17 protein-coding genes are annotated in these 23,265 nt (G+C 71.7%); 3 read left to right on the forward strand and 14 right to left on the reverse strand.

Features of this window, described 5'->3' with window-relative positions; all coding sequences use genetic code 11:
- Nucleotides 1-102 precede the first annotated feature (102 nt).
- From ACIP8Z_RS31230 to ACIP8Z_RS31255, 6 genes are all read right to left on the reverse strand, one after another.
- On the reverse strand, nucleotides 103-1,410 hold the full coding sequence (locus ACIP8Z_RS31230) for a site-2 protease family protein (protein ID WP_319320084.1): 1,308 nt from the start codon (nucleotides 1,408-1,410) through the stop codon (nucleotides 103-105).
- Entirely contained in the window at nucleotides 1,407-2,657 is a 1,251-nt protein-coding gene (dxr, locus tag ACIP8Z_RS31235; RefSeq protein WP_402089469.1) for a 1-deoxy-D-xylulose-5-phosphate reductoisomerase, read from the reverse strand. Before dxr ends, ACIP8Z_RS31230 begins: the two co-directional genes overlap by 4 nt.
- A gap of 34 nt (nucleotides 2,658-2,691) precedes the next feature.
- Nucleotides 2,692-3,942, reverse strand: coding sequence for a 3-phosphoshikimate 1-carboxyvinyltransferase (aroA, locus tag ACIP8Z_RS31240; protein WP_402089471.1), 1,251 nt, complete (start codon nucleotides 3,940-3,942; stop codon nucleotides 2,692-2,694).
- Between the two features lie 378 nt (nucleotides 3,943-4,320).
- Nucleotides 4,321-6,243: an acyl-CoA dehydrogenase family protein gene (locus ACIP8Z_RS31245; protein ID WP_402089473.1), complete on the reverse strand. Its 1,923-nt coding sequence runs from the start codon at nucleotides 6,241-6,243 to the stop codon at nucleotides 4,321-4,323.
- Between the two features lie 197 nt (nucleotides 6,244-6,440).
- Nucleotides 6,441-7,886: an aldehyde dehydrogenase family protein gene (locus ACIP8Z_RS31250; protein ID WP_055603555.1), complete on the reverse strand. Its 1,446-nt coding sequence runs from the start codon at nucleotides 7,884-7,886 to the stop codon at nucleotides 6,441-6,443.
- A gap of 133 nt (nucleotides 7,887-8,019) precedes the next feature.
- Nucleotides 8,020-8,988 carry an EamA family transporter gene (locus tag ACIP8Z_RS31255; RefSeq protein ID WP_402089475.1) on the reverse strand — a complete coding sequence of 323 codons (969 nt, stop codon included), beginning with the start codon at nucleotides 8,986-8,988 and terminating at the stop codon, nucleotides 8,020-8,022.
- A 167-nt stretch (nucleotides 8,989-9,155) separates the two neighbouring features.
- Here ACIP8Z_RS31255 and ACIP8Z_RS31260 point away from each other — a divergent pair, with 167 nt between their 5' ends.
- Complete coding sequence (locus tag ACIP8Z_RS31260; protein ID WP_402089477.1) at nucleotides 9,156-9,353, forward strand: hypothetical protein; 198 nt, start codon at nucleotides 9,156-9,158, stop codon at nucleotides 9,351-9,353.
- A gap of 177 nt (nucleotides 9,354-9,530) precedes the next feature.
- Here ACIP8Z_RS31260 and ACIP8Z_RS31265 read toward each other — a convergent pair whose 3' ends face one another.
- Together ACIP8Z_RS31265 and ACIP8Z_RS31270 are read right to left on the reverse strand one after the other, a co-directional pair.
- Complete coding sequence (locus tag ACIP8Z_RS31265; RefSeq protein WP_402089479.1) at nucleotides 9,531-11,087, reverse strand: PucR family transcriptional regulator; 1,557 nt, start codon at nucleotides 11,085-11,087, stop codon at nucleotides 9,531-9,533.
- Between the two features lie 83 nt (nucleotides 11,088-11,170).
- Complete coding sequence (locus ACIP8Z_RS31270) at nucleotides 11,171-13,621, reverse strand: ATP/GTP-binding protein (protein ID WP_402089481.1); 2,451 nt, start codon at nucleotides 13,619-13,621, stop codon at nucleotides 11,171-11,173.
- A 322-nt stretch (nucleotides 13,622-13,943) separates the two neighbouring features.
- Here ACIP8Z_RS31270 and gabT point away from each other — a divergent pair, with 322 nt between their 5' ends.
- Both gabT and ACIP8Z_RS31280 read left to right on the forward strand, forming a co-directional pair.
- On the forward strand, nucleotides 13,944-15,278 hold the full coding sequence (gene gabT / locus ACIP8Z_RS31275; protein WP_402089483.1) for a 4-aminobutyrate--2-oxoglutarate transaminase: 1,335 nt from the start codon (nucleotides 13,944-13,946) through the stop codon (nucleotides 15,276-15,278).
- 184 nt (nucleotides 15,279-15,462) lie between these two features.
- Nucleotides 15,463-16,227: a phosphatase PAP2 family protein gene (locus tag ACIP8Z_RS31280; protein ID WP_402089485.1), complete on the forward strand. Its 765-nt coding sequence runs from the start codon at nucleotides 15,463-15,465 to the stop codon at nucleotides 16,225-16,227.
- On the opposite strand, the gene ACIP8Z_RS31285 is transcribed toward ACIP8Z_RS31280, so the two are convergent.
- The 6 genes from ACIP8Z_RS31285 to ACIP8Z_RS31310 form a co-directional block, all read right to left on the reverse strand.
- Nucleotides 16,163-17,965: a chitinase gene (locus ACIP8Z_RS31285; RefSeq protein ID WP_402089487.1), complete on the reverse strand. Its 1,803-nt coding sequence runs from the start codon at nucleotides 17,963-17,965 to the stop codon at nucleotides 16,163-16,165. The two genes, ACIP8Z_RS31280 and ACIP8Z_RS31285, sit on opposite strands and share 65 nt — an antisense overlap.
- A 318-nt stretch (nucleotides 17,966-18,283) precedes the next feature.
- A complete protein-coding gene (locus ACIP8Z_RS31290; RefSeq protein WP_402089489.1) occupies nucleotides 18,284-18,754 on the reverse strand; it encodes a hypothetical protein in 471 nt (156 codons plus the stop codon).
- A 121-nt stretch (nucleotides 18,755-18,875) separates the two neighbouring features.
- Nucleotides 18,876-20,294 carry an NAD(P)/FAD-dependent oxidoreductase gene (locus ACIP8Z_RS31295; RefSeq protein ID WP_402089491.1) on the reverse strand — a complete coding sequence of 473 codons (1,419 nt, stop codon included), beginning with the start codon at nucleotides 20,292-20,294 and terminating at the stop codon, nucleotides 18,876-18,878.
- A 37-nt stretch (nucleotides 20,295-20,331) separates the two neighbouring features.
- Entirely contained in the window at nucleotides 20,332-21,126 is a 795-nt protein-coding gene (locus ACIP8Z_RS31300; protein WP_015036516.1) for an ABC transporter permease, read from the reverse strand.
- Nucleotides 21,126-22,061: an ABC transporter permease gene (locus ACIP8Z_RS31305; RefSeq protein ID WP_402089493.1), complete on the reverse strand. Its 936-nt coding sequence runs from the start codon at nucleotides 22,059-22,061 to the stop codon at nucleotides 21,126-21,128. Before ACIP8Z_RS31305 ends, ACIP8Z_RS31300 begins: the two co-directional genes overlap by 1 nt.
- Nucleotides 22,058-23,236, reverse strand: a complete 1,179-nt coding sequence (locus ACIP8Z_RS31310) for an ABC transporter ATP-binding protein (RefSeq protein ID WP_402089495.1) — start codon at nucleotides 23,234-23,236, stop codon at nucleotides 22,058-22,060. Before ACIP8Z_RS31310 ends, ACIP8Z_RS31305 begins: the two co-directional genes overlap by 4 nt.
- Nucleotides 23,237-23,265: the final 29 nt, after the last annotated feature.

Here is a 23,265-nt window from a genome sequence, read left to right on the forward strand (position 1 = left end):
TTTTGTGCAACCTCAAGGTTGTGCGTCGGCGGGCTCAGGTCTCCGAGGTTACCGCCCCGGGGGCGGGGGGCCGGACACCACCGGGTCCGGCCCCCCTGTGGGCTACGTGATCTTCACCGGGTTGACGAGGTCGGCGGCGAGGACCAGCAGCGTGAAGCAGACGAAGACTCCGGCCACCACGTACGCGGCGGGCATCAGCTTCGCCACGTCGAAGGGGCCCGGGTCGGGGCGCTTGAAGATCCGGGCCGTGTGACGGCGTACGGACTCCCACAGGGCACCCGCGATGTGACCGCCGTCGAGCGGCAGCAGCGGGAGCATGTTGAACAGGAACAGCGACACGTTGAACCCGACGAGCAGGTTCATGAACATCACGAGGATCGTCGTCGGCGGGGCCTCGACGGTCATCAGTTCACCGGTGATGCGGGCGGCGCCGACGACGCCGACCGGCGAGTCGTCCGCGCGCTCGCCGTCGCCGAAGGTGGCGTCCCACAGGCCGGGGATCTTGCCCGGGAGGGCGATGACCGAGTGGACGCCGTTCTCCAGGAGGTCGCCCATGCGGTCGGTGGTCTCGCCGAAGCTCAGGGGCGCGACCTCGGTCTTGGAGGCGAAGCCGAGGTAGCCGGCGTCGACGTACCTGACCGGCTGGACGACCTTGCCGTCCTCGTCCTTCGCCAGCACCTTGTTGGCGACGAGGTCGGGGTGCAGCTCGACGCGCTGCCCGGCCCGCTCGACGGTGATCGTCGCGGGGCCGATGGTGTCGCGGATGCGGTCGGAGAGGGTGTCCCAGTCGCTCACCGGCGTGCCGTTGAAGGCGACGATCTTGTCGCCGTCCTTCAGGCCGGCCTTGAAGGCCGGGGAGACGGGATCGCCCGCGGCGCACTTGTCACGCTTCTCGTCCTGCTCGATCACGCACTTCTGGACGCCCGCGACCTGCGTCGTCTGGCCCTCGATGCCCAGCGTCATCATCGAGCCGAAGAACAGCGCCACCGCGAGGACCAGGTTCATGAACGGTCCGGCGAACATCACGATCACGCGCTTCCACGGCTTGCGCGTGTAGAAGAGCCGGGTCTCGTCGCCGGGCTTGAGCTCCTCGTACGAGGCCTCCCGGGCGTCCTCGATCATCGAGCGCCAGGGCGAGGTGGAGCGGGCCTCGATCTTGCCGTCCTCGCCCGGCGGGAACATGCCGATCATGCGGATGTAGCCGCCGGCGGGGATGGCCTTGATGCCGTACTCGGTCTCGCCGCGCTTCTTCGACCAGATCGTGGGGCCGAAGCCGACCATGTACTGCGGCACGCGGATGCCGAAGAGCTTGGCCGTCGAGAGGTGGCCCAGCTCGTGCCAGGCGATGGAGACGAGGAGGCCGAGGGCGAACAGCACGAGGCCCAGGACGTACAGGAGCATTTCGGTCATGCGCGGGCCTCCGCTGTTGCCTTCGCTGCGAGCTCTCGGGCCCGGGCGCGCGCCCAGGTCTCCGCTTCGAGGACGTCCGGCACGGTGAGGGAGGTTCCCGCGACGGGAACGCCGTGCTCCGCGACGACCGCTGTGACCGTATCCATGATTCCGTTGAACGGCAGCCGTCCGGCGAGAAACGCCTCGACGCACTCCTCGTTGGCGGCGTTGAAGACGGCGGGGGCCGTGCCGCCCAGCTCGCCGACGTGCCGGGCCAGCCCGACCGACGGGAACGCCTCCGTGTCGAGCGGGAAGAACTCCCAGGTGGAGGCCTTGCTCCAATCGAAGGCGGGGGCAGCGTCCGGGACCCGCTCCGGCCAGCCGATGCCGATGGCGATCGGGCCGCGCATGTCCGGCGGGGTGGCCTGGGCGAGCGTGGAGCCGTCGGTGAACTCGACCATCGAGTGCACGTACGACTGCGGGTGGACGACGACCTCGATGCGGTCGAACGGGATGTCGTAGAGGAGGTGCGCCTCGATGACCTCCAGGCCCTTGTTGACCAGGGTGGCGCTGTTCACCGTGATCACCGGGCCCATGGCCCAGGTCGGGTGGGCGAGCGCGTCCTCGCGGGTGACGTCGGCGAGCTGCGCGCGCGTACGGCCGCGGAACGGGCCGCCCGAGGCGGTGACGACCAGCTTGCGGACGTCGGCGCGGGTGCCCGCGGCGAGCGCCTGGAAGAGGGCCGCGTGCTCGGAGTCGACCGGGATGATCTGACCGGGCTTCGCGAGCGCCTTCACCAGGGGGCCGCCGACGATCAGCGACTCCTTGTTGGCGAGGGCGAGGGTACGGCCGGCTTCGAGGGCGGCCAGGGTCGGCGCGAGGCCGATGGAGCCGGTGATGCCGTTCAGGACGGTGTGGCACGGCGAGGCGGCGAGCTGGGTGGCCGCGTCGGGGCCGGCGAGGATCTCGGGCAGCGGCTCGGAGCCGTACAGCGCCTTCAGGGCCGTACGGAGCTCCTCCACCACGTCCTCGCGGGCCACGGCGACCGCGGCGACCTTCAGCCGGTGCGCCTGCTCGGCGAGCAGCGCGACCCGGCCGCCCGAGGCGGCCAGGGCGGTGACCCGGAAGCGGTCGGGGTTGCGCAGCACCAGGTCGATGGCCTGCGTGCCGATGGACCCGGTCGAGCCGAGGACGACGATGTCCCGGCGTCCTTCGGAGACGTCGAAGGCGATATGCGGGTCGGCGAGAGGAGAGGGGCGGTCGCTCATGCCCCCCATTCTTGCCGCAAACGCCGCGCGGTCTTCACGGGGTGTGGACGAACGTGTCGAAGACCCGGTGGAAGTCGGGGAACGTCTTCTTCACACAGCCGGGGTCGTCGAAGGTGACGCCGGGCGTGCGCAGGGCGGTGACCGCGAACGACATGACGATCCGGTGGTCGCCGTGGGTGGCGATCTCGACGGGTCCGGCCGGCGCGCCCGGGTGGATCTCGATCCAGTCGGGGCCGGTCTCGACGGTGATGCCGAGGCGGCGCAGGTTCTCGGCACAGGCGTCGAGGCGGTCGCACTCCTTGACCCGGGTGTTGGCCACGTCCTCGATGCGGACCGGACCGTCGGCGAAGGGCGCGAGGGCGGCGAGGGTCGGCATGGTGTCGGAGATGTCCCGCATGTTGACGGTGAGTCCGCGCAGGACGCCGGTGGAGCGGACCGTCGTCCCGGCGCCGGTGATCTCGACGTCGGCGCCCATGCGGCGCAGCACGTCGACGAAGCCGAGGTCGCCCTGGAGGGCGCCGGTGCCGAGACCGGGGACGGTGACGGAGCGGCCGGGTTCGAGGGCGGCGGCGGCGAAGAAGTAGCTGGCGGTGGAGGCGTCGGGCTCGACGCCGTAGGTGCGGGCGCGGTAGCCGGTGGGGGCGACGCGGTAGGTACGGGCCCCGTCCGGGCCGCGCTCCTCCCTGACCTCGGCGCCGAAGTCGCGCATCATCGCGAGGGTGATCTCGACGTACGGCTCCGAGACCAGGTCGGTGACGGTGATGTCGAGGCCCTCGGCGGTGAGCGGGCCCAGCATGAGGAGGGCCGTCAGGTACTGGGAGGACTGGCCGGCGTCGAGGGTGAGCGCGCCGCCCTTCACGCCGTGGGCGTGGACGTCGAGGGGGTGATGCCCCTCCTGCCCGCCGTGCCGCAGGTCGACGCCGAGCTCGCGCAGGGCGGTGGCGAGCGGGCCCAGGGGACGCCGCCGCATCTGCGCGGAGGCGTCGAAGCGGTACGTGCCGTGGCCGGCGGCGGCGAGGGTCGGCAGGAATCGGGCGGTGGTGGCGCCGTCACGGCAGTAGACGTCGGCGGAGTCCGCGCCGGGGCCGGCGGGGCGGCCTTCGATGTGCCAGGCGTCGCTCTCCCGGCGGACGGCGTACCCGAGGGCGGCCAGCCCCTCCGCGAACCCCTCGGTGTCGTCGGAGACGAGGGGCCGGAGGAGGGTGGTGGTGCCCTCGGCCGCGGCGGCGAGGAAGAGCGCGCGGGCGGTGACGGACTTGGAGCCGGGGATGTGGATGACGGTCACGCGCCCATCCTGCCGTGCGGGAGGGGGCGATGGCGCGGGGGTCCGCAGCGTGGACGGGGGCGGCGCGGTCACCCGTGCGGGGCGGTTCCCCGTGCGGGGGCGCGTGGGGGGCGGTTCCCCGTGCCGGGGCGCGTGGGGGTGGGTTCCCCGTGCGGGGGCGCGTGGGGGTGGTTCCCCGTGCCGGGGCGCGTGGGGGCGGTTCCCCGTGCGGGGCGTGCGGCTGCGTCTCGCGGGGCGGTGCCGCCCGCCGTGGTGGGCAATCGTCCCTCCCCCAGACTCCGTCCGGGGGACCCGCCCGGCGGAACGAAGGCCCACCACGCGGGTGGGCGGGGGCGGGTGCCCCCGGCGTGCCCGTGGCCGGGGCCGGACCTCCGTGGGCTAAGGAACTCGGCGGTGGACGTTTTCCTCCGTCGAGGGGCCCGGTGTCGCGTCCGCGATCCAGGGGCCCTCGTCGCTCGGATCCACGATCCCCTCCTCCAGCCACACGTACCGCCCCGCGAGGACCCCCTCCGCGACCCGCCCGTCGACCTCGTCCGCGTTGGACCAGAGCCGTCCGAACAGTTCCTCGATCCGCAGCCGGGCCTGCCGGCAGAACGCGTCCGCGAGCTGCTGCGCCTCCCGGCCGTGGTCGCCGGTGGTGCGCAGCAGTTCGGCCCGTACACAGGCCGCGCTCATCGCGAAGAGTTCCGCGCCGATGTCGACGATCCGGCCGAGGAAGGCCTGCTTGAGCTCCATCCGGCCCTGCCAGCGGGACATCGCGTAGAAGGTGGAGCGGGCGAGCTTGCGCGAGGTCCGTTCCACGTACCGCAGATGCACCGCCAGCTCGCCGAACTCGGCGTACGAGGAGGGCAGTTGCCCCGGGCCCGTCACGAGTCCCGGCAGCCAGCGGGCGTAGAAGCCGCCCGCCCGCGCGCCCGCCCTCGCCTTGTCGGCGAGCGACTTCCCGGGGTCGATGAGGTCCCCCGCGACGGAGAGGTGGGCGTCGACGGCCTCGCGGGCGATCAGCAGGTGCATGATCTCGGTCGAGCCCTCGAAGATCCGGTTGATCCGCAGATCCCGCAGGACCTGTTCGGCGGGGACGGCGCGTTCGCCGCGGGCGGCGAGCGAGTCGGCGGTCTCGTAGCCGCGGCCGCCCCGGATCTGGACGAGTTCGTCGGCGATGAGCCAGGCCATCTCGGAGCCGTACAGCTTCGCGAGGGCGGCCTCGATGCGGATGTCGTTGCGGTCCTCGTCGGCCATCTGGGAGGCGAGGTCGACGACCGCCTCCAGGGCGAAGGTGGTGGCCGCGATGAAGGAGATCTTGGTGCCGACGGCCTCGTGCCGGCCGACCGGTCCGCCCCACTGCTCGCGGACGCCCGCCCACTCGCGGGCGATCTTCAGGCACCACTTCCCGGCGCCCGCGCAGGCGGCGGGGAGCGAGAGCCGGCCGGTGTTGAGGGTGGTGAGGGCGATCTTGAGGCCGGCGCCCTCGGGGCCGATGCGGTTCTCGGCGGGGACCCGGACGCCGTGGAAGCGGGTGACCCCGTTCTCGAGGCCGCGCAGGCCCATGAAGGCGTTGCGGTGCTCGACGGTGATGCCGGGCGAGCCGGCCTCGACGACGAAGGCGGTGATGCCGCCGGGGTGTCCGTCGGAGGCGGGCACGCGGGCCATGACGACGAGCAGGTCGGCGATGACGCCGTTGGTGGTCCAGAGCTTCACGCCGTCGAGGACGTACGTGTCCCCGTCGGGTACGGCCGTGGTGGCGAGCCGCGCCGGGTCGGAGCCGACGTCCGGCTCGGTCAGCAGGAACGCGGAGATGTCCGTACGGGCCAGCCGGGGCAGGAAGGCGTCCTTCTGCTCCTGGGTGCCGAAGAGTTTCAGCGGCTGCGGTACGCCGATCGACTGATGCGCGGAGAGCAGGGCGCCGACCGCGGGGCTCGCGGAGCCGACGAGCGCGAGGGCCCGGTTGTAGTACAGCTGGGTGAGGCCGAGACCACCGTACTTCCGGTCGATCTTCATCCCGAGCGCGCCGAGCTCCTTGAGCCCCGCGATCGTCTCGTCGGGGATGCGGGCCTCGCGCTCGATGCGGGCGCCGTCGATCCGGGTCTCGCAGAACGCGCGCAGGGTGGCCAGGAAGGCCTCGCCGCGCCGGGCGTCCTCCTCGGCGGGGAGCGGATGGGGATGGACGAGGTCGAGCCGGAACCGGCCGAGGAAGAGCTCCTTGGCGAAGCTGGGCTTGTGCCAGTCCCGCTCACGTGCGGCCTCGGCGGTCTGCCGGGCCTCGTGTGCGGTGACCTTGGGCCGCTGGGTGGGGGCGGACATGGACACCTCCTCGGTCTCACTGTCCGTCGTACCCGATTCCCGCGGGTACGGACAGGCGGGAGACCGGCCGGAGACCCGGCCGTACGGCGAAAGGCGGCCCGAACCCCCGCACAGTGGGTTCGGACCGCCTGGTCTCGTGGACGTGGGCCGTACGGGGTACGGGCTGTGCCGTACCCCTCGCGCCGTACGCCGTATGCCTAGAGGGCGAGGCCCGTCAGGACGAGGACGCGCTCGTAGGTGTAGTCGTCCATGGCGTACTTGACGCCCTCACGGCCGACGCCGGAGCGCTTGGCACCGCCGTACGGCATCTGGTCGGCGCGGTACGAGGGGACGTCGCCGACGATCACGCCGCCGACCTCGAGGGCACGGTGGGCGCGGAAGGCGGCCTGGAGGTCGTGGGTGAAGACACCGGCCTGGAGGCCGAAGTCGGAGTCGTTGACCGCGGCGAAGGCCTCGGCCTCGCCGTCGACCTTGGCGATGGTCAGAACCGGGCCGAAGACCTCGGCGCGGGCCAGCGTGACGTCGGCCGGGAGCTCGGTGAGCACGGTCGGGGCGTAGGTCGCGCCCTCGCGCTTGCCGCCCGCGAGGAGCTTGGCGCCGGCGGCGACGGCCTCGTCCACCCAGGACTCGACGCGCTTCGCGGCGGCCTCGTCGACCAGCGGGCCGACGTCGGTGGCGGCGTCGGACGGGTCACCGGTGACCTGCGCCTCGACGGCGGCGACGATCTTCGGCAGCAGGCGGTCGTGGACGGAGGAGTCGACGATCACGCGCTGTACGGAGATGCAGGACTGGCCGCCCTGGTAGTTGGAGAAGGTGGCGATACGGCTCGCCGCCCAGTCCAGGTCCTCCTCGGAGGACCAGTCGGGGAGGACGACGGCCGCGGCGTTGCCGCCGAGCTCCAGGGTGCAGTGCTTGTGGGGCACCGACTGCTGGATGGCGTAGCCGACCGTGTCGGAGCCGGTGAAGGAGATGACCGGGAGGCGCTCGTCCTTGACGAGGGCGGGCATGCGGTCGTTCGGCACGGTCAGGATCGACCAGGAGCCGGCCGGCAGGTCGGTCTCGGCCAGGATCTCGCCCAGGATCAGGGAGGAGATCGGCGTCGACGGCGCCGGCTTGAGGATGATCGGGGCGCCGACGGCGATGGCCGGGGCGACCTTGTGGGCGCTGAGGTTCAGCGGGAAGTTGAACGGCGCGATGCCGAGGACGACACCCTTGGGAATACGGCGGGTCAGCGCGAGGCGGCCCGCGCCACCGGCCTCGGTGTCCAGGCGCTGGGCCTCGCCGGCGTTCCAGCGGCGGGCCTCCTCGGCGGCGAAACGGAAGACGGAGACGGCACGGCCGACCTCGCCGCGGGCCCACTTGATGGGCTTGCCGTTCTCGGCGGAGATCACCAGGGCGATCTCCTCGGTGCGCTCGGCGAGCCGCTTCGACACGTGGTCGAGGGCGGCGGCGCGGACGTGCGCCGGGGTCGCGGCGAACTCGTCGACGACGGCGTGCGCGGCGGCGACGGCCTCCTCGACCTGGGCTTCGGTGGGCACGCTGACCTTGCCGACCAGACGTCCGTCGAAGGAGTTCGTGACGTCGAAGGTGGCCTCGCCGGTGGCCTCGCGGCCGGCGAGCCAGAAGGCGTGGGTGGTCGTCATTGCGTCCCGGCCCTTTCCGTATCGGGGGGTGCGAGCGATTGCTCTCGTGACACGTTAGGGCCGGGGCGGCGGGCGTGGGCTTGTCCGGTGTGGAGTGATGAGTCAGGACCTCTGTCCGAATTGGCCGAAGAGGTCAGCCGCGTCGTTCCGTCGAGACGATGAGAACGACTCCGCCGACGACGATCGCACCGCCGAGGACGATGGGCCACGACAGCGCCTCGTTCAGGACGAGGGCGCCGAGGGCGACCGCGACGACGGGGTTCACGTACGCGTAGGTGGCGACGAGCGAGAGCGGTGCGGCCTGCAGGAGCCACGCGTACGCGGTGAAGGCGATCAGCGAACCGAAGACGATCAGATACGCGAGCGCGACCCACGACCGGGTGGAGATCTCGGCCAGGTCGAGGCCGTGCTGCTCGCCCCGGAACAGGCCGAGGGCCACACCGGCGAGACCGCCCGCGACCATCTCGTACGCGCTGGCCGTGAACGGGTTCGGGGGCATCGGGAGGCGCGCGGAGGAGAACGAGCCGACGGACCACAGCAGGGTCGCGACCACGACGAGGACGACCCCGCCGACCTTCACCTCGCCGCTGATCCCCGGCAGGGTGAGCACGGCGAGTCCCACGAGCCCCAGGAGCACTCCGGTGAGTCCGCCGAGGCTCGGCCGCTGCCCGGTGGCGGCCTTCAGGATCACGACCCAGGCCGGGACGACGGAGATCAGGAGGGCGGCCAGGCCGGAGGGGATGGAGGTCTCGGCGAGGACGACGAGGGCGTTGCCGCCGAGGATCAGGAGCAGACCGACGAGCACGGCCGACCCGAGCTGCCGTCGGTCGACCTTGAGGGCGGCGGGGCCCTGGCGCCAGGCGATGATCCCGGCGAGGAGCAGGCCGGCGGTGACGAAGCGGACGCCCGCGGAGAGGAACGGCGGCATCGTCTCGACGGCGATCCGGATGCCGAGGTACGTGGAGCCCCAGACGACGTACACGATGCCGAGCGCGGCCCATACGGCCCCGGTGATCCGGCGGGTCGGAACGGTGGTGGCGGTCGCGGCGGGGGCGCCGGCGCTGGTCGTCTCGGGGGCCGGATCGACGGCGGGGCTTGTCATGAGCAGGAGAGTAAGGAGTAAAAGGCCCCACGACCAAGAGAATTGCCCGTAATCGGGCAGGCGGAGGCCGGTACGCGGGCGCGTGGAGACCGTTTTCGGGGAATGACAGGATGTCCGGACCCCACCGCGGAAGCGGTCGAGGGAGAGGAAGGAACAGGGGGAATCGCATGATCATGTTCGCGTTGACCGGCGTCCTGGTACTCGCGGTCGGAGGATGCGTCTGCGTGGTGTGGGCCGCCCGGGGCGGGCCCCGCTGGGTGCGAGGGATCGCCGCCGTGACCCTGGCGCTCGGGAGCGTGGTGCGCAGCGGCAACCGACGGAGGCGCATCGGGGGCGGGGACGACGGCGGTGGCGGGGGCGACTAGAGCCCCGGCGGCAAGGGGGCGGAGACGCCCGGGGGCGCTGGGTGCGCCGGGGGGGGCGGACACCGTACGACGCGCGGCGGGAGACCCCTGAGGACCGGGGGCGGGAGACCTACGAGCACGAGGACCGGGATCACCGGCCCCGCTCTCCGCTCCCCGCTCCCCGCTCCCCGCTCCCCACTACTCTGCGGCGCCTTCCCCCGTCGCCTTCAGCGCCAGCCACAGTTCCATCCGTACGTCCGGGTCGTCGAGCGAACGGCCGAGGATCTCCTCCACCCGCCGCATCCGGTAGCGCAGGGTGTGCCGGTGGACGCCCAGGTCGGCCGCGGCCGCGTCCCACTGGCCGTGCCGGGAGAGCCAGGCGCGCAGGGAGGCGACGAGGTCGCCGCGGCCCGTCGCGTCATGGTCCCGGAGGGCGCGGAGCATCCCGTCGGCGAAGGCACGGACGGCGTCGTCGGCGAGGAGCGGCAGGACCGATCCCGCCGCGAGGTCCTCGTGCTCGACGAGCGCCTTGCCGCGCCGCCTCGCCACCGAGAGCGCCTGCTCCGCCTGCTTGTACGCGGCGGCGGCGGTGATCGGGCCGGCGGGGGCCGAGAGGCCGATGGTGAGGCCGGCGTCCTCGGCGTCCCGTTCGGCGTACCCCTCACAGGCGGCGACGACGGCGCCGGCGTCCGCGGCGAGGACGACGAGCCGCTGTTCGCTCTCGGGGACGGTGAGCACCGCCTCGCCCGCGCGTGCGGCCGCCGACTCCAGGGCCTCGGCGAGGACCTGGAGCGCCGGTTCGCCGGTGGGGTCGCCTCCGGCGGGTTCGGCGACGAGGAGCCGGAAGGGGGCGTCGAGCAGCCCGCCGTACACATCACCGGCCACCGCGCGCGCGTGGTCCGGCTGGCCGGCGAGCATCAGCTTCAGGACCGCGGCGCCGAGGCGCTGTTCCGCGGCCTGGAGCGAACGGGAGCGTTCCGTCGTGAGGGTGAGCAGGGCGATCGCCGAGTGCACGGCGTACCGCTCGGCGGTCCCCAGGGGTGCGCCGGTGCCGACGGCGAGGGCGCCTCGGACGCGCCGTCCCGTGCCGAGCGACTGGAGCTCGACGCGGTCGTCCGTACCGCCGACGACGGCGCTGGCGGGGGCGGGCCGGTCGCGCAGCCGCTCGACGTCGGGGGTGAGGCGGGCGGCCCGGCGTGCCGCCCATTCGGGCGAGACGGCGACGACGGTGCCGGAGGTGTCGTAGAGGGCGGCCCAGCCGTCGACGTGGGCGGCGAGCCGGGCGACGACGGCCTCGGGGCCTTCGGCGAGCGCGGCGCGGGTCAGCTCGCGCTGGGCCTCGAAGCCGGCGGTGACGGCGCGGTACTGGTCGGCGGAGATGGCCGCGGAGACGGCCTTGCTGATGGCGAGGAAGGGGGTCCGGCGCGGTACCTCGAGGAGGGGCAGGTGCTCGTCGCGGGCGGCGTCGAGGAGGGCGGGCGGGATCTCGTCGTAGTTGACGCCGACGGCGAAGCCGAGCCCGACGACCCCCGCGCCGAGCAGCCGCCGCACGTAGCGGCGCATCGCCTCCAGGTCCTCCGCGTCGAGGGTGAGCGCGGTGGTGAGGAGGAGCTCGCCGCCTTCCATGTACGGGACGGGGTCGGCGAGCTCGCTGACGTGCGCCCAGCGGACGGGGGTGTCCAGACGGTCCTCCCCCGCCCGGACGACGAGCTTCAGGGAGGAGTGCTGGACGAGCGAGGCGAGGGTGGGCGGCATTGGGGACCGTCGGACCTTTGAGCGAGGGGGCGCCGCTCAGCCGAGCGGCGCCCCCGATTGTGCCAGGGCGGCGGGACGGCCGCTCAGCCTCGCAGGTCGACGAGCATGGGCGGCACCTGCTCGCCGCGCACATGGCTCAGGGAGAGCACGGCATGGCCGGGAGGTACGGCGTGGGCGAGGTCCGAGGCCGACCAGCGCTGCCTCTCCACCTCTCGTACGGTGACGGCCTCGGTGGTCACGGCCTTGCCCGTCACCAGCTTGCGCAGGGCGTGGATGGCCCTCGTCATCGGCTGGTCGGCGAAGACGGTGTGATGGGCCACCTCGGTCATCTCCACGCGTTCGGTGCCCCATGCCTCGGCAAAGGCCCTCCCGTCCCACGTGGGGAGCCCGTAGAAGGCCATCCGGCAGCCGACGATCGCGAGGAGCGGCCCGTGCAGTGCTTCAGGCACCTCTGCGAGAGTGCGGAGGGCAAGCACGACACCCGCGTTCTGCGTGCGCAGCCGCTGAAGAGCCCGCAGCGTGCCGGGAGTGACTGCGCCCGCCGCGTCGTCGAGCACCAGACACGCGAAGTTCCCCCGTCCCGCACGTCCTCGTGTGATGTGCTGGAACTGGGCGAGCAACAGCCGGTTGAGCAGGCGCTCCGCCTCTTCATGGCCACCATCCGGCAGGCTGACCCGCACCCGGATCGGATGCTGGGCGACGGCCCGCAGAGAGAAGGACCTTGTCTCCTCCCCTCCGCCGAAGAACTCGGCGAAGACGGGCCGGTCGAGGGCCGCAAGCCGATCGGCGAGCACGGGCCCCAGGTCGTTCGTGGTGCCGACCTGGCGGAGCCGGGACTCCAGCTCGCGGCGCATCGCCTGGGCGCCGTCGGCCGGCAGCAGGTCGAGCAGCGCCCGCAGGGTTTCAGGGCGGGCCTCGAGCAGCTCCCGCAGGACCGGCACGGTCGGGAAGCGCCCGTAGGCGACCCGGTACGGGCCCAGGATCTGGGCGAGCACGGTCGCGGCTCGTCGCGGCTCCATGCCCTCCATGTCACCGACCAGCCCTTCGGCCAGGCAAGCGGCGGCCTCGTCCGGGTCCGTGGCTCCGGCATACAGGTCCAGGTCGTACCGGGAGGTGGGGTCGCCTAGCCGGATCACGACGTCGTACGCCCCGTCGGGCCCGAGCCGGGTTCCGGCCGAGCCGACAGCGACGACGGCGCACGCGCCGGTGAGGGCCTGGAGGCACAGTGACTCGACCACGGGAGCGACCAGGGACCGGGTCTTGCCCGCTCCGGAGGGGCCCACCGCCAGGAGCGAGGTACCGAGGAGCTCGGGATCGAGGGCAAGACCCGCGCCGTGATAGTCACGTGAGCCGCGCTCTGCGGCCACCCACTTGCCCACTCGTACCTGGCCCAGGAGCAGGTCGTGGGAAGCCGAACGGTTCGGCAGATCGCGGTCGCCCGACGGGTGCGCGCCGGCCGCGGCGCCCTGGCGGAGGAGTACGTCGACGAAGGCGGCCGGACGGACGGCATCCCGATCACGGGCCTCCCAGAGGCGGCGCACCCGTGCGCAGTCGACGTCGTTCATCCGGCCGGCGGCCAGTTCGCCGGTGAGCATGTCCGCAGCTCGGTGCTCACCCACGGCCCGCAGCTCGGGCCATTGCGAGCGGGGGATGCCCGGGCTGCTCGGAGGGGCGGGGGCCGGGGCGGCGCCGAGGGCGCGCCCGATACGCCATTGCCGGAAGAGGCTCTCCCAGTCACCGACCCGCGCACACGGCCAGACGACCAGCGCCGCGCTCAGTACGTACACGGCATAGATGACGAACGGCGAGCCGGCGATGTGCCAGCCGCCGGTGACAAGGGCGATGAGGTAGAGGATCGGGTTGACGACCGGTACCGCCGACCAGCCGAGGTGGAGGGCCTCGGGCAAGACGGCTGCCAGACCGATGAGGGCCCCCACACCCGCGAGCGCGGCGCGCACCGGCGGCCGGCACCGATCGAGGTAGTAATGGACGATCCTGCCCCAGGAGCCGAGGACGCCGACCAGCCACACGAGGCCGAAGAAGACGACAGCGTCGAAGATCGTGTGGACTGCGACGCCTTGCCAGTCCTTCGCCGTGGCGCCGAGGCCGCTCCACCAGTCGTTCGGGGTGAAGGTCCTCATCACGAAGGCCGCGTACGGCAGGTTGTCATTGCGGTAGGCCAACCAGATGAACAGGCCGACCATCAGGGGGATCAGCATCCCGAGCAAGGTGATGGGCCTGATGCTCGTGACCTCCGCAGGCGGCGGAACATGCCGAAGCCGCCAGACACCGAGGCCCGCCTCCGGCCTCGGGGCGTCCAGCCACTCGACGACGGGTGAGGAAACCGGCGCCGCGGCCTGCGCAGGAGCCCGGGACGGCAAAGGCGGGACGCTCGGCGGCGTCGGTCCGAGTCCCGGGCCGACCCTTCGAGCGGGGGGCACCTCGGGGGCGGGTGTGCCCACCGGAGGCCCCGCCGACCGCGGCACCGCGCCCCCCTCCGTGTCGCGTGACTCGTACGTGCCGTCGGTCTCCATGAACCCCTGCCCCCTGACCAGCCAGGTCGCCGCGTCTGTGCCACCGTCAATCTAGTGGGCCCGGAGCCCCCGGGAGGGGATTCGACCACCCGTACGGCCGAGACCCCGGCTTGCGGCGACTGGTCCAGGCCCGACTCCTCCAGGTCCTGGCCACGACACGCCATAGGCCTCCCCCACGCCCCGCCCCCACCCCCGCCCTATCCATCCCGGACAACGACACACCCCCCACCACTCCCGATCGGCGCATGCCCCCGTCCCTCCCCCGCGCCTAGCCTGCGGAGGAAACCCGCAAGTGCGTCCAGAACACCCCCAGGAGCCCCGCATGAACGCTGTCCCGCAGGAGCGGCGCGTCGTCACCGCCATCCCCGGTCCGAAGTCGCAGGAGCTTCAGGCCCGCCGTCTCGACACGGTCGCCGGTGGCGTGGGCTCCACGCTCCCCGTCTTCACCAAGCGGGCCGGTGGCGGCATCATCGAGGACGTCGACGGCAACCGCCTGATCGACTTCGGTTCCGGCATCGCCGTGACCTCGGTCGGCGCCTCCGCCGAGGCCGTCGTGCGCCGCGCCTCCGCGCAGCTCCAGGACTTCACCCACACCTGTTTCATGGTGACGCCGTACGAGGGTTACGTGGAGGTCTGCGAGGCGCTCGCCGAGCTGACCCCGGGCGACCACGCCAAGAAGTCCGCGCTGTTCAACTCCGGCGCCGAGGCCGTCGAGAACGCGGTCAAGATCGCCCGTTCGTACACCAAGCGCCAGGCCGTCGTCGTCTTCGACCACGGCTACCACGGCCGTACGAACCTCACGATGGCGCTGACCTCGAAGAACATGCCGTACAAGCAGGGCTTCGGTCCGTTCGCGCCCGAGGTCTACCGCGTGCCGGTGGCCTACGGCTACCGCTGGCCCACCGGTCCGGAGAACTGCGGCCCCGAGGCCGCCGCCCAGGCGATCGACAACATCACCAAGCAGATCGGCGCCGACAACGTCGCCGCGATCATCATCGAGCCGGTCCTCGGCGAGGGCGGCTTCATCGAGCCGGCCAAGGGCTTCCTGCCGGCGATCGTGAAGTTCGCCAACGACAACGGCATCGTCTTCGTCGCCGACGAGATCCAGTCCGGCTTCTGCCGTACCGGTCAGTGGTTCGCGTGCGAGGACGAGGGCATCGTCCCGGACCTCATCACCACCGCCAAGGGCATCGCGGGCGGTCTGCCGCTCGCCGCCGTCACCGGCCGCGCCGAGATCATGGACTCCGTCCACGGCGGCGGTCTGGGCGGCACCTACGGCGGCAACCCGGTGGCCTGCGCCGCCGCGCTGGGCTCCATCGAGACGATGAAGGAGCTCGACCTCAACGCCAAGGCGCAGCGCATCGAGGAGGTCATGAAGGCCCGCCTCACCGCCATGCAGGAGAAGTTCCCGGCCATCGGCGACATCCGCGGCCGCGGCGCCATGATCGCCATCGAGCTGGTCAAGGACCGCGACACCAAGGAGCCGTACGCCGAGGCCGCCGCCGCGCTGGCGAAGGCCTGCCACGCCGAGGGCGTGCTGGTCCTGACCTGCGGCACCTACGGCAACGTGCTGCGCTTCCTGCCGCCGCTGGTCATCGGCGAGGACCTGCTGAACGAGGGCCTCGACATCATCGAGAACGCGTTCGCCCAGATCTGACGGCACATCCGGAAGCGGCTCCGACAGCAGCTCCGGACACGGGTGCGAAGTGGGACCCGAGTTCGGATCCGACCTGGGGTCCGGCCCCGGATCTGACACTCCGTGTGAAGACTGTGTGGGGGGCCGATGGCGGGACGCGTTTCCTGCTGTCGGTCCCCCCTTCTCTGACGTACGGTTTCTGCAGATGAGAGAAACACCCCGGGCGGAGCCTCCCCAGCCCCGTCCACACCGTGCCGTCGCGCACACCCCTGGAGCCTCGTGCTCCGGAACTCCTCACCGATCGGACGGCCGCCCGCCCCACACCCCCCGGGGCGTGCGGCGATCCGATCCTCTCGGCCGCTCTGGAACCACCCCCCCTGTTCCAGGGCGGCCGGCTCTCCTCTCGGCGCTCGTCGCCCTCGCCGTCGTGACCTGGCAGGTGCTCGTCCACGGCCCCTTGGCCAGGCTCGACGAGCGGGTGTCCCGGGCCCTGGTGGACTCGGTCCCCCGGCCCCTCTCCGAACTCGCCGCCGACCTCGGCAACATGACCGTCGCCCTCCCCGTCCTCGCCTGCGCGATGGCGTACGCGGTGTGGCGCGGCCGGCGGCTCGCCGCCCTGTACGCGGGGCTCGCCATGGCCGCCGTGCCCCTGCTCGTGATCCCACTCAAGGAGTGGACGGCCCGCCCCGGCCCGCTGGAGCCCTGGGCGCACGGCTACTACCCCTCGGGCCACACGGCCACGGCCGCCGTCGCCTATTTCGGCGCGGCCTTCCTGGTCTCGAACCGCCTGATCCCCGTCGCCGCCGTGCTGACGGCGGTGACGGGGACCGGCCTCGTGCTGCGGGGCTTCCACTGGCCGCTCGACGTGCTGGCCAGCCTCTGCCTCTCGTTGCTGATCCTCGCGGTCAGCTCCAGTTGTACGCGTCGAAGTTGTTCGAGAACTGCCACTGGTTGTAGCGGTCCCAGTTGATCGACCAGGTCATCAGGCCGCGCAGGGCCGGCCAGGTGCCGTGGGTCTGGTAGGTGCCGCAGTTGGTCTTCTTCGTCAGGCAGTCCAGCGCCTTGTTCACCTCGGCCGGGGCCGTGTGGCCGTTGCCCGCCTGGGTGGAGGCCGGGAGGCCGATCGCGACCTGCTCGGGGCGGAGCGCCGGGAAGACGCGGTCGGTGTTGCCCGCGACCGGGAAGCCCGTGAGCAGCATGTCGGTCATCGCGATGTGGAAGTCGGCGCCGCCCATCGAGTGGTACTGGTTGTCGAGGCCCATGATGGAGCCCGAGTTGTAGTCCTGGACGTGCAGCAGGGTGAGGTCGTCGCGCAGGGCGTGGATGACCGGCAGGTAGGCGCCGGCGCGCGGGTCCTGGCCGCCCCAGGGGCCGGAGCCGTAGTACTGGTAGCCGAGCTGGACGAAGAAGGTCTCCGGGGCCATGGTCAGGACGAAGTTCTGGCCGTACTTGGCCTTGAGGGTCCTGACCGCCTGGATCAGGTTGACGATGACCGGGCTGGTCGGGTTCCGGAAGTCGGTGTCGCCGGTCTGGAGGGACAGCGAGTGGCCCTCGAAGTCGATGTCGAGGCCGTCGAGGCCGTACTCGTCGATGATCTTCGAGACGGAGGAGACGAACGTGTCGCGGGCGGCGGTGGTGGCGAGCTGCACCTGGCCGTTCTGGCCGCCGATCGAGATCAGGACCTTCTTGCCGGCGGCCTGCTTGGCCTTGATGGCCGCCTTGAAGTCGGCGGCCGACTCGACGTTCGGGCACTCCGTCGCCGGGCACAGGCTGAAGCGGATGTCGCCCGAGGTCACCGAGGTCGGCTCGCCGAAGGCGAGGTTGATGACGTCCCAGGAGGCGGGGACGTCGGCCATCCGGGTGTAGCCGGAGCCGTTGGCGAAGCTGGCGTGGAGGTAGCCGACGAGGGCGTGCGCGGGCAGGCCGGGGTTGCCCGGGTTGCCCCCGCTGGTCGTCGTCGCGCTCACGGTGGCCGACTTCGGGGACTCGCCGGCGCTGTTCACGGCACTGACCTGGAAGGTGTACGCGGTGGAGGCGGTGAGTCCGGTGACGGTGGCCGAGGTGCCGCTGACCGTCTGGACCTTGGTGGTCCCCCGGTAGACGTTGTACGAGGTGGCACCGGAGACCGCGGACCAGGTCAGCGGCACGGTGGTGGAGGTCGGGGAGCCCGCCGCGAGGCCGGTGGGGGCGGCCGGGAGCTGCACCGGGTCGCCGCCGGGGCCGAAGAGGGAGAGGTCGTCGGCCTGGTAGGCGGGGGTGCCGTACCAGCCGTGGGTGTAGATCGTGACCGAGGTCGTCGAGGCGCCCGTCGTGAACGTGGTCGCGAGCCGCTGCCAGTCGGGGGCGGAGCCCGTCCAGGTGGAGACGTCGGTGGTGCCCGTACCGGTGGCGCCGAGGTAGACGTAGCTGCCGCGCACCCAACCGCTCAGCGTGTACGAGGAGTTGGGCTTGACGGTGACGGTCTGGGAGCAGCGGGCGTTGTCGCTGCCGGCGGGGGTCGCCTGGAGTGCCTTCGTACCGCTGTGGGTGGGGGTGGAGACGACGGCGCCGCTGCCGGCGGTGCAGGTCCAGCCGTCGAGGCCGGCCTCGAAGCCGCCGTTGCGGGCGAGTTCGGCGTCGGCGGCCTGGGCGGCGGGGCCGAGGGCGGCGAGTCCTCCGGCGGCGAGGGCGCCCGCGAGGAGCAGGGTGAGAGGTCTGGCGCGGTCCACAACTGCCTCCGGGGGTGGGGGAATCGAGGTGGGAGCGCGCCACAGCATGGTCCAGACCAATCGAGTGGTCAAGACCTCTGTACGCGGCGTCCGCACGACGGACGAACCGATCCGCCCAGCGCACGGACCACTCCCTTCGGTCCACCCCTCGCACGGACCACTCCCCTCCGGCCCACTCCTCGCACGGACCGCAGACCTCCGGCCCGCCCACCGCACGGACCGCAGACCTCCGGCCCGCCCATCGCAGGGACCACTCCCCTCCGGCCCGGCCCTCGTACGGCCCCGTTCCTCCCGCCCGGCCCGTGCGGGCCGCCCCGGCTACGGCGTCCCTCCCGCGCGCCCGATCTGTCCCGCCGCCTCGTGCATCGCCAGCTCCAGGACCGCGGCGTCGGTGAGGGTGCCCGCGCCGTCCGGCGCCACCAGCCAACGCACCCCACCGGTCACCCGGCCCGGGTACGGGACCACGATCCAGGTCCCGGCGCCCGCGCCGCGCACCCCGGTGCCGAGCCAGCGGGTCGCGGTGCCCGGCGGGACGAAGAAGCCCATCCGGGCGTCGCCGAAGTCGGCGAGGACCGGGCCCGGCCGGCCGACCAGGCGGGTCAGGACGTCGAGGGTGGGGTAGCCGAGCTCCGCCGGCAGGATCAGGACGTCCCAGCGCCTGCCGGCGGGCAGCAGCGCGACCCCGTGCGGGTTGCGCTCCCACTCCCACCGGCAGGCGTCGGGATCGGGCGCGACCGAAACCAGCCACTCCACCGCGCTCTTGGCGCCCGAGGCCCCCGTACCAGTCATCGCAACGGTCTCCTTCCGCGTGGACACGGTGTCCGTACGGAGAGAGCGATTCGGGCGGCTGCTCTTACGCGGTTTCAGCTACCCATCAGTTGTGATGTAGGTCACATCAGAAGCCTGGGGCTCAGCTGTCGAAGCCGAGGCCCATCCGGTCCATCGCCTTCAGCCACAGGTTCCGGCGGCCGCCGTTCTCGTCGGCGCGCGCCATCGCCCACTTGGTGATGCCGATGCCGGCCCAGGCGATCGGCTCGGGCGGGAACGGCAGCGGCTTGTGGCGGACCATCTCGAGCTCGGTGCGCTCGGTCCGCTCCCCCGCGAGCAGGTCCAGCATCACGTCGCCGCCGAAGCGGGTGGCGCCGACGCCGAGGCCGGTGAACCCGGCCGCGTACGCCACCTTGCCCTGGTACGCCGTACCGAAGAAGGCCGAGAAGCGGGAGCAGGTGTCGATCGCGCCGCCCCAGGCGTGGCTGAAGCGGAGCCCCTCCAGCTGCGGGAAGCAGCGGAAGAAGTGCTCGGCGAGCTTGAGGTAGGTCTCCGGGCGGTGGTCCATCTCGGCGCTGACCTTGCCGCCGAAGGGGTAGATCGCGTCGTAGCCGCCCCAGAGGATGCGGTGGTCGGCGGTGATCCGGAAGTAGTGGAACTGGTTGGCGGAGTCGCCGAGTCCCTGCCGGTTCTTCCAGCCGACGGAGGCGAGCTGCTCGGGGCTGAGCGGCTCGGTCATCAGGGCGTAGTCGTAGACCGGGACGGTGTACGCGCGCACGCGCTTGACCAGCGACGGGAAGACGTTGGTGCCGAGGGCGACCCGGCGGGCCAGGACGCGGCCGTAGGGGGTGCGGACACCCATGCCGGCGCCGACCGAGACGAGGTCGAGGCCGGGGGTGTTCTCGTAGACCCGTACGCCCAGGTCCAGGCAGGCCCGCTTCAGGCCCCAGGCCAGCTTGGCGGGGTTCAGCATGGCGACGCCGCGGCGGTCCCAGAGGCCGCCGAGGAAGGTCGGCGAGTCGACCTCGGCCCGGACGGCGTCCTGGTCGAGGAGTTCCAGGCCGTCCGCGAGACCGAGCCGGTCGATCTCCTCGTACATCTCGTGGAGTTCGTCGAGCTGGTACGGCTCGGTGGCGACGTCGATCTCGCCGGTGCGCTCGAAGTCGCAGTCCAGGGAGTAGCGGGCGACCGCCTCCTCGATGCCGTCGAGGTTGCGCTCGCCGAGCTCCTCCAGCTTCGGCAGCTCGCCCGGCCAGCGGGCGAGTCCGTTGCCGAAGCCGTGGGTGAGGGAGGCGGCGCAGAAGCCTCCGTTGCGGCCCGAGGCGGCCCAGCCCACCTCGCGGCCTTCGATCAGCACGACATCCCGGGCGGGGTCGCGCTCCTTGGCGAGGAGCGCGGTCCACAGTCCGCTGTATCCGCCGCCGACGACGAGGAGATCGCACTTCTCGGTGCCGGTGAGGGCGGGCAGGGCGCCGGGCTTGCCGGGGTCTTCCAGCCAGAAGGGGACGGGCTGGGCGTCGGAGAGAGATTGTGCAGCGAGACGCATGGCGACTGGGGCCATGGTTTCCAACTCCTTCGGTGCCTGAGCTGCGTTCTGCTCAGGCCGTTGCTGTTTTCTTGCGCCGGTTCGTAATGATTTGCCCGGCCACGACCACCAGTACCGCGAGGACGAACATCGCGGTGCCGATGACGTTGATCTGAACGGGGGTTCCTCGCTGTGCCGAGCCCCAGACGAACATGGGGAAGGTGACGGTGGAGCCCGCGTTGAAGTTGGTGATGATGAAGTCGTCGAACGAGAGCGCGAAGGCGAGCAGGGCGCCGGCGGCGATGCCGGGGGCCGCGATCGGCAGGGTCACGCGCAGGAAGGTCTGCGTCGGCCCCGCGTAGAGATCGCGCGCGGCCTCCTCGAGACGCGGGTCCATGGACATGACCCGGGCCTTGACCGCCGTCACGACGAACGACAGACAGAACATGATGTGGGCGATCAGGACCGTCCAGAAGCCGAGCTCGATGCCCATGTTGAGGAAGAGCGTGAGCAGCGAGGCGGCCATGACGACCTCGGGCATCGCCATCGGCAGGAAGATCAGCGAGTTGATCGCGCCGCGGGCCCGGAAGCGGTAGCGGACGAGCGCGAAGGCGATCATCGTGCCGAGGACGACCGCGCCGACCGTCGCCCAGGCGGCGAGCTGGAGCGAGAGGGAGAGCGACTCGCACATGTCGGCGACGCCGCAGGGGTCCTTCCAGGCGTCGAGCGAGAACTCCTGCCAGGAGTAGTTGAAGCGCCCCTTCGGCTTGTTGAAGGAGAACGCCATCACGACGAGGTTCGGCAGGATCATGTACGCGAGCGTCAGCAGGCCCGCGATGACGACGAGGTTCCGACGGATCCAACGCATCAGACCAGGTCCTCCGTTCCCGCTCGGCGGATGTAGACGGTGACCATGATCAGCACGATCGCCATGAGGATGAAGGAGAGCGCGGCCGCCGTCGGGTAGTCGAGGACCCGCAGGAACTGCGACTGGATGACGTTGCCGACCATCTTGGTGTCGGTCGAGCCGAGCAGTTCGGCGTTGACGTAGTCGCCGCTCGCCGGGATGAAGGTGAGCAGGGTGCCGGAGACGACGCCGGGCATCGACAGCGGGAAGGTCACCTTGCGGAAGGTGGTCGCCGGGGAGGCGTACAGGTCCTGCGCGGCCTCGTGCAGCCGGCCGTCGATCCGCTCCAGGGAGGTGTAGAGGGGCAGGATCATGAAGGGCAGGAAGTTGTACGTGAGACCGCAGACGACCGCCATCGGGGTGGCGAGGACGCGGTCGCCCTCGGTCCAGCCGATCCAGCTGGTCACGTCGAGGACGTGCAGCGCGTTCAGCGCGTCGACGACGAGGCTGTCGTCGGCGAGGATCGTCTTCCAGGCCAGCGTCCGGATGAGGAAGCTGGTGAAGAAGGGCGCGATGACGAGGACGAGGAGCAGATTGCGCCAGCGGCCGGCCTTGAAGGCGATGAGGTACGCGAGCGGGTAGCCGAGCAGCAGACAGAGCAGGGTCGCGGTCCCGGCGTAGAGCAGGGAGCGGACGAACTGCGGCCAGTACTCCTGGAAGGCGTTCCAGTAGGTCTGGAAGTGCCAGGTGACCTTGAAGCCGGCTTCGAGCGAGCCGGTCTGGACCGAGGTCGAGGCCTGGTAGACCATCGGCAGCGCGAAGAAGACGATCAGCCAGATGATGCCGGGCAGCAGCAGCCAGTAGGGGACGAGCCGCTTGCGGGTGGAGGGCTTGCGCAGAACCGGTTCCTCGACCGGTGCCGCGTCCTCCTTCTTCTGGAGCGTGGACGTGGTCATCCGGCGTCCTCCACCGTCTCCACGCCCGCGTCGATGTCCTGGGCGGCGTCCAGACCGAAGGTGTGCGCCGGGTTCCAGTGCAGGACGACCTCGGCTCCGGGGACCAGGCGGGTGTCGCGCTCGATGTTCTGCTCGTACACCTGGAGCTCCGCGCCCGCCGGGCTGTTCACCACGTACTGGGTGGAGACGCCGATGAAAGAGGAGTCGGCGATCCGGCCGGTGACCCGGTTGCGGCCGTCGGCTATCGAGCCGGCGTCGTCGGCGTGCGTGAGGGAGATCTTCTCGGGGCGGACGCCCACGAGCACCTTGCCGCCCTGGCGGACGGCGGAGGTACAGCGGTCGCCGGGGACGCGGAGCTTGCCGCCGCCGGCCGTGACCAGCACGTCGGCGCCGGAGGAGCCCGTCTCCAGGACCTCGGCCTCGATGAGGTTGGAGGTGCCGAGGAAGTTGGCGACGAAGGTGGTCTGCGGGTTCTCGTACAGGTCGGCGGGGGCGCCGAGCTGCTCGACGCGGCCGCCGTTCATCACCGCGACCTGGTCGGCCATGGTCATGGCCTCCTCCTGGTCGTGGGTGACGTGCACGAAGGTGATGCCGACCTCGGTCTGGATGCGCTTGAGCTCCAGCTGCATCTGGCGGCGCAGCTTGAGGTCGAGGGCGCCCAGCGGTTCGTCGAGGAGCAGCACCTGCGGGTGGTTGATGAGCGCGCGGGCCACGGCGACGCGCTGCTGCTGGCCGCCGGAGAGCTGGTGCGGCTTGTGCCGGGCCTTGTCGCCGAGCTGGACGAGCTCCAGCATGTCGTCGACCTGCTTCTTCACCGACTTGATGCCGCGGCGGCGCAGGCCGAAGGCGATGTTCTCGGTGATGTCCATGTGCGGGAAGAGCGCGTAGGACTGGAAGACGGTGTTGACCGGCCGCTTGTACGGCGGGAGGTCGGTGACGTCCTTGTCGCCGAGGAAGACGGTGCCGGTGCTGGGGTCCTCCAGGCCGGCGATCATCCGCAGGGTGGTGGTCTTGCCGCAGCCCGAGGCGCCGAGGAGGGCGAAGAAGGAGCCCTGAGGAACGGTCAGGTCGAGCGGGTGGACGGCGGTGAAGGAGCCGTACGACTTGCTGATCCCGGTGAGACGGACGTCGCCGCCGCCAGTGTTCTTTCCGGTGTGAGCAGTCTTGTCAGTCATGGGTTGTGGTCCCGGGGGAGTGAGAGAGG

The organism is Streptomyces sp. NPDC088553, from assembly GCF_044752965.1.
GTDB lineage: Bacteria > Actinomycetota > Actinomycetes > Streptomycetales > Streptomycetaceae > Streptomyces.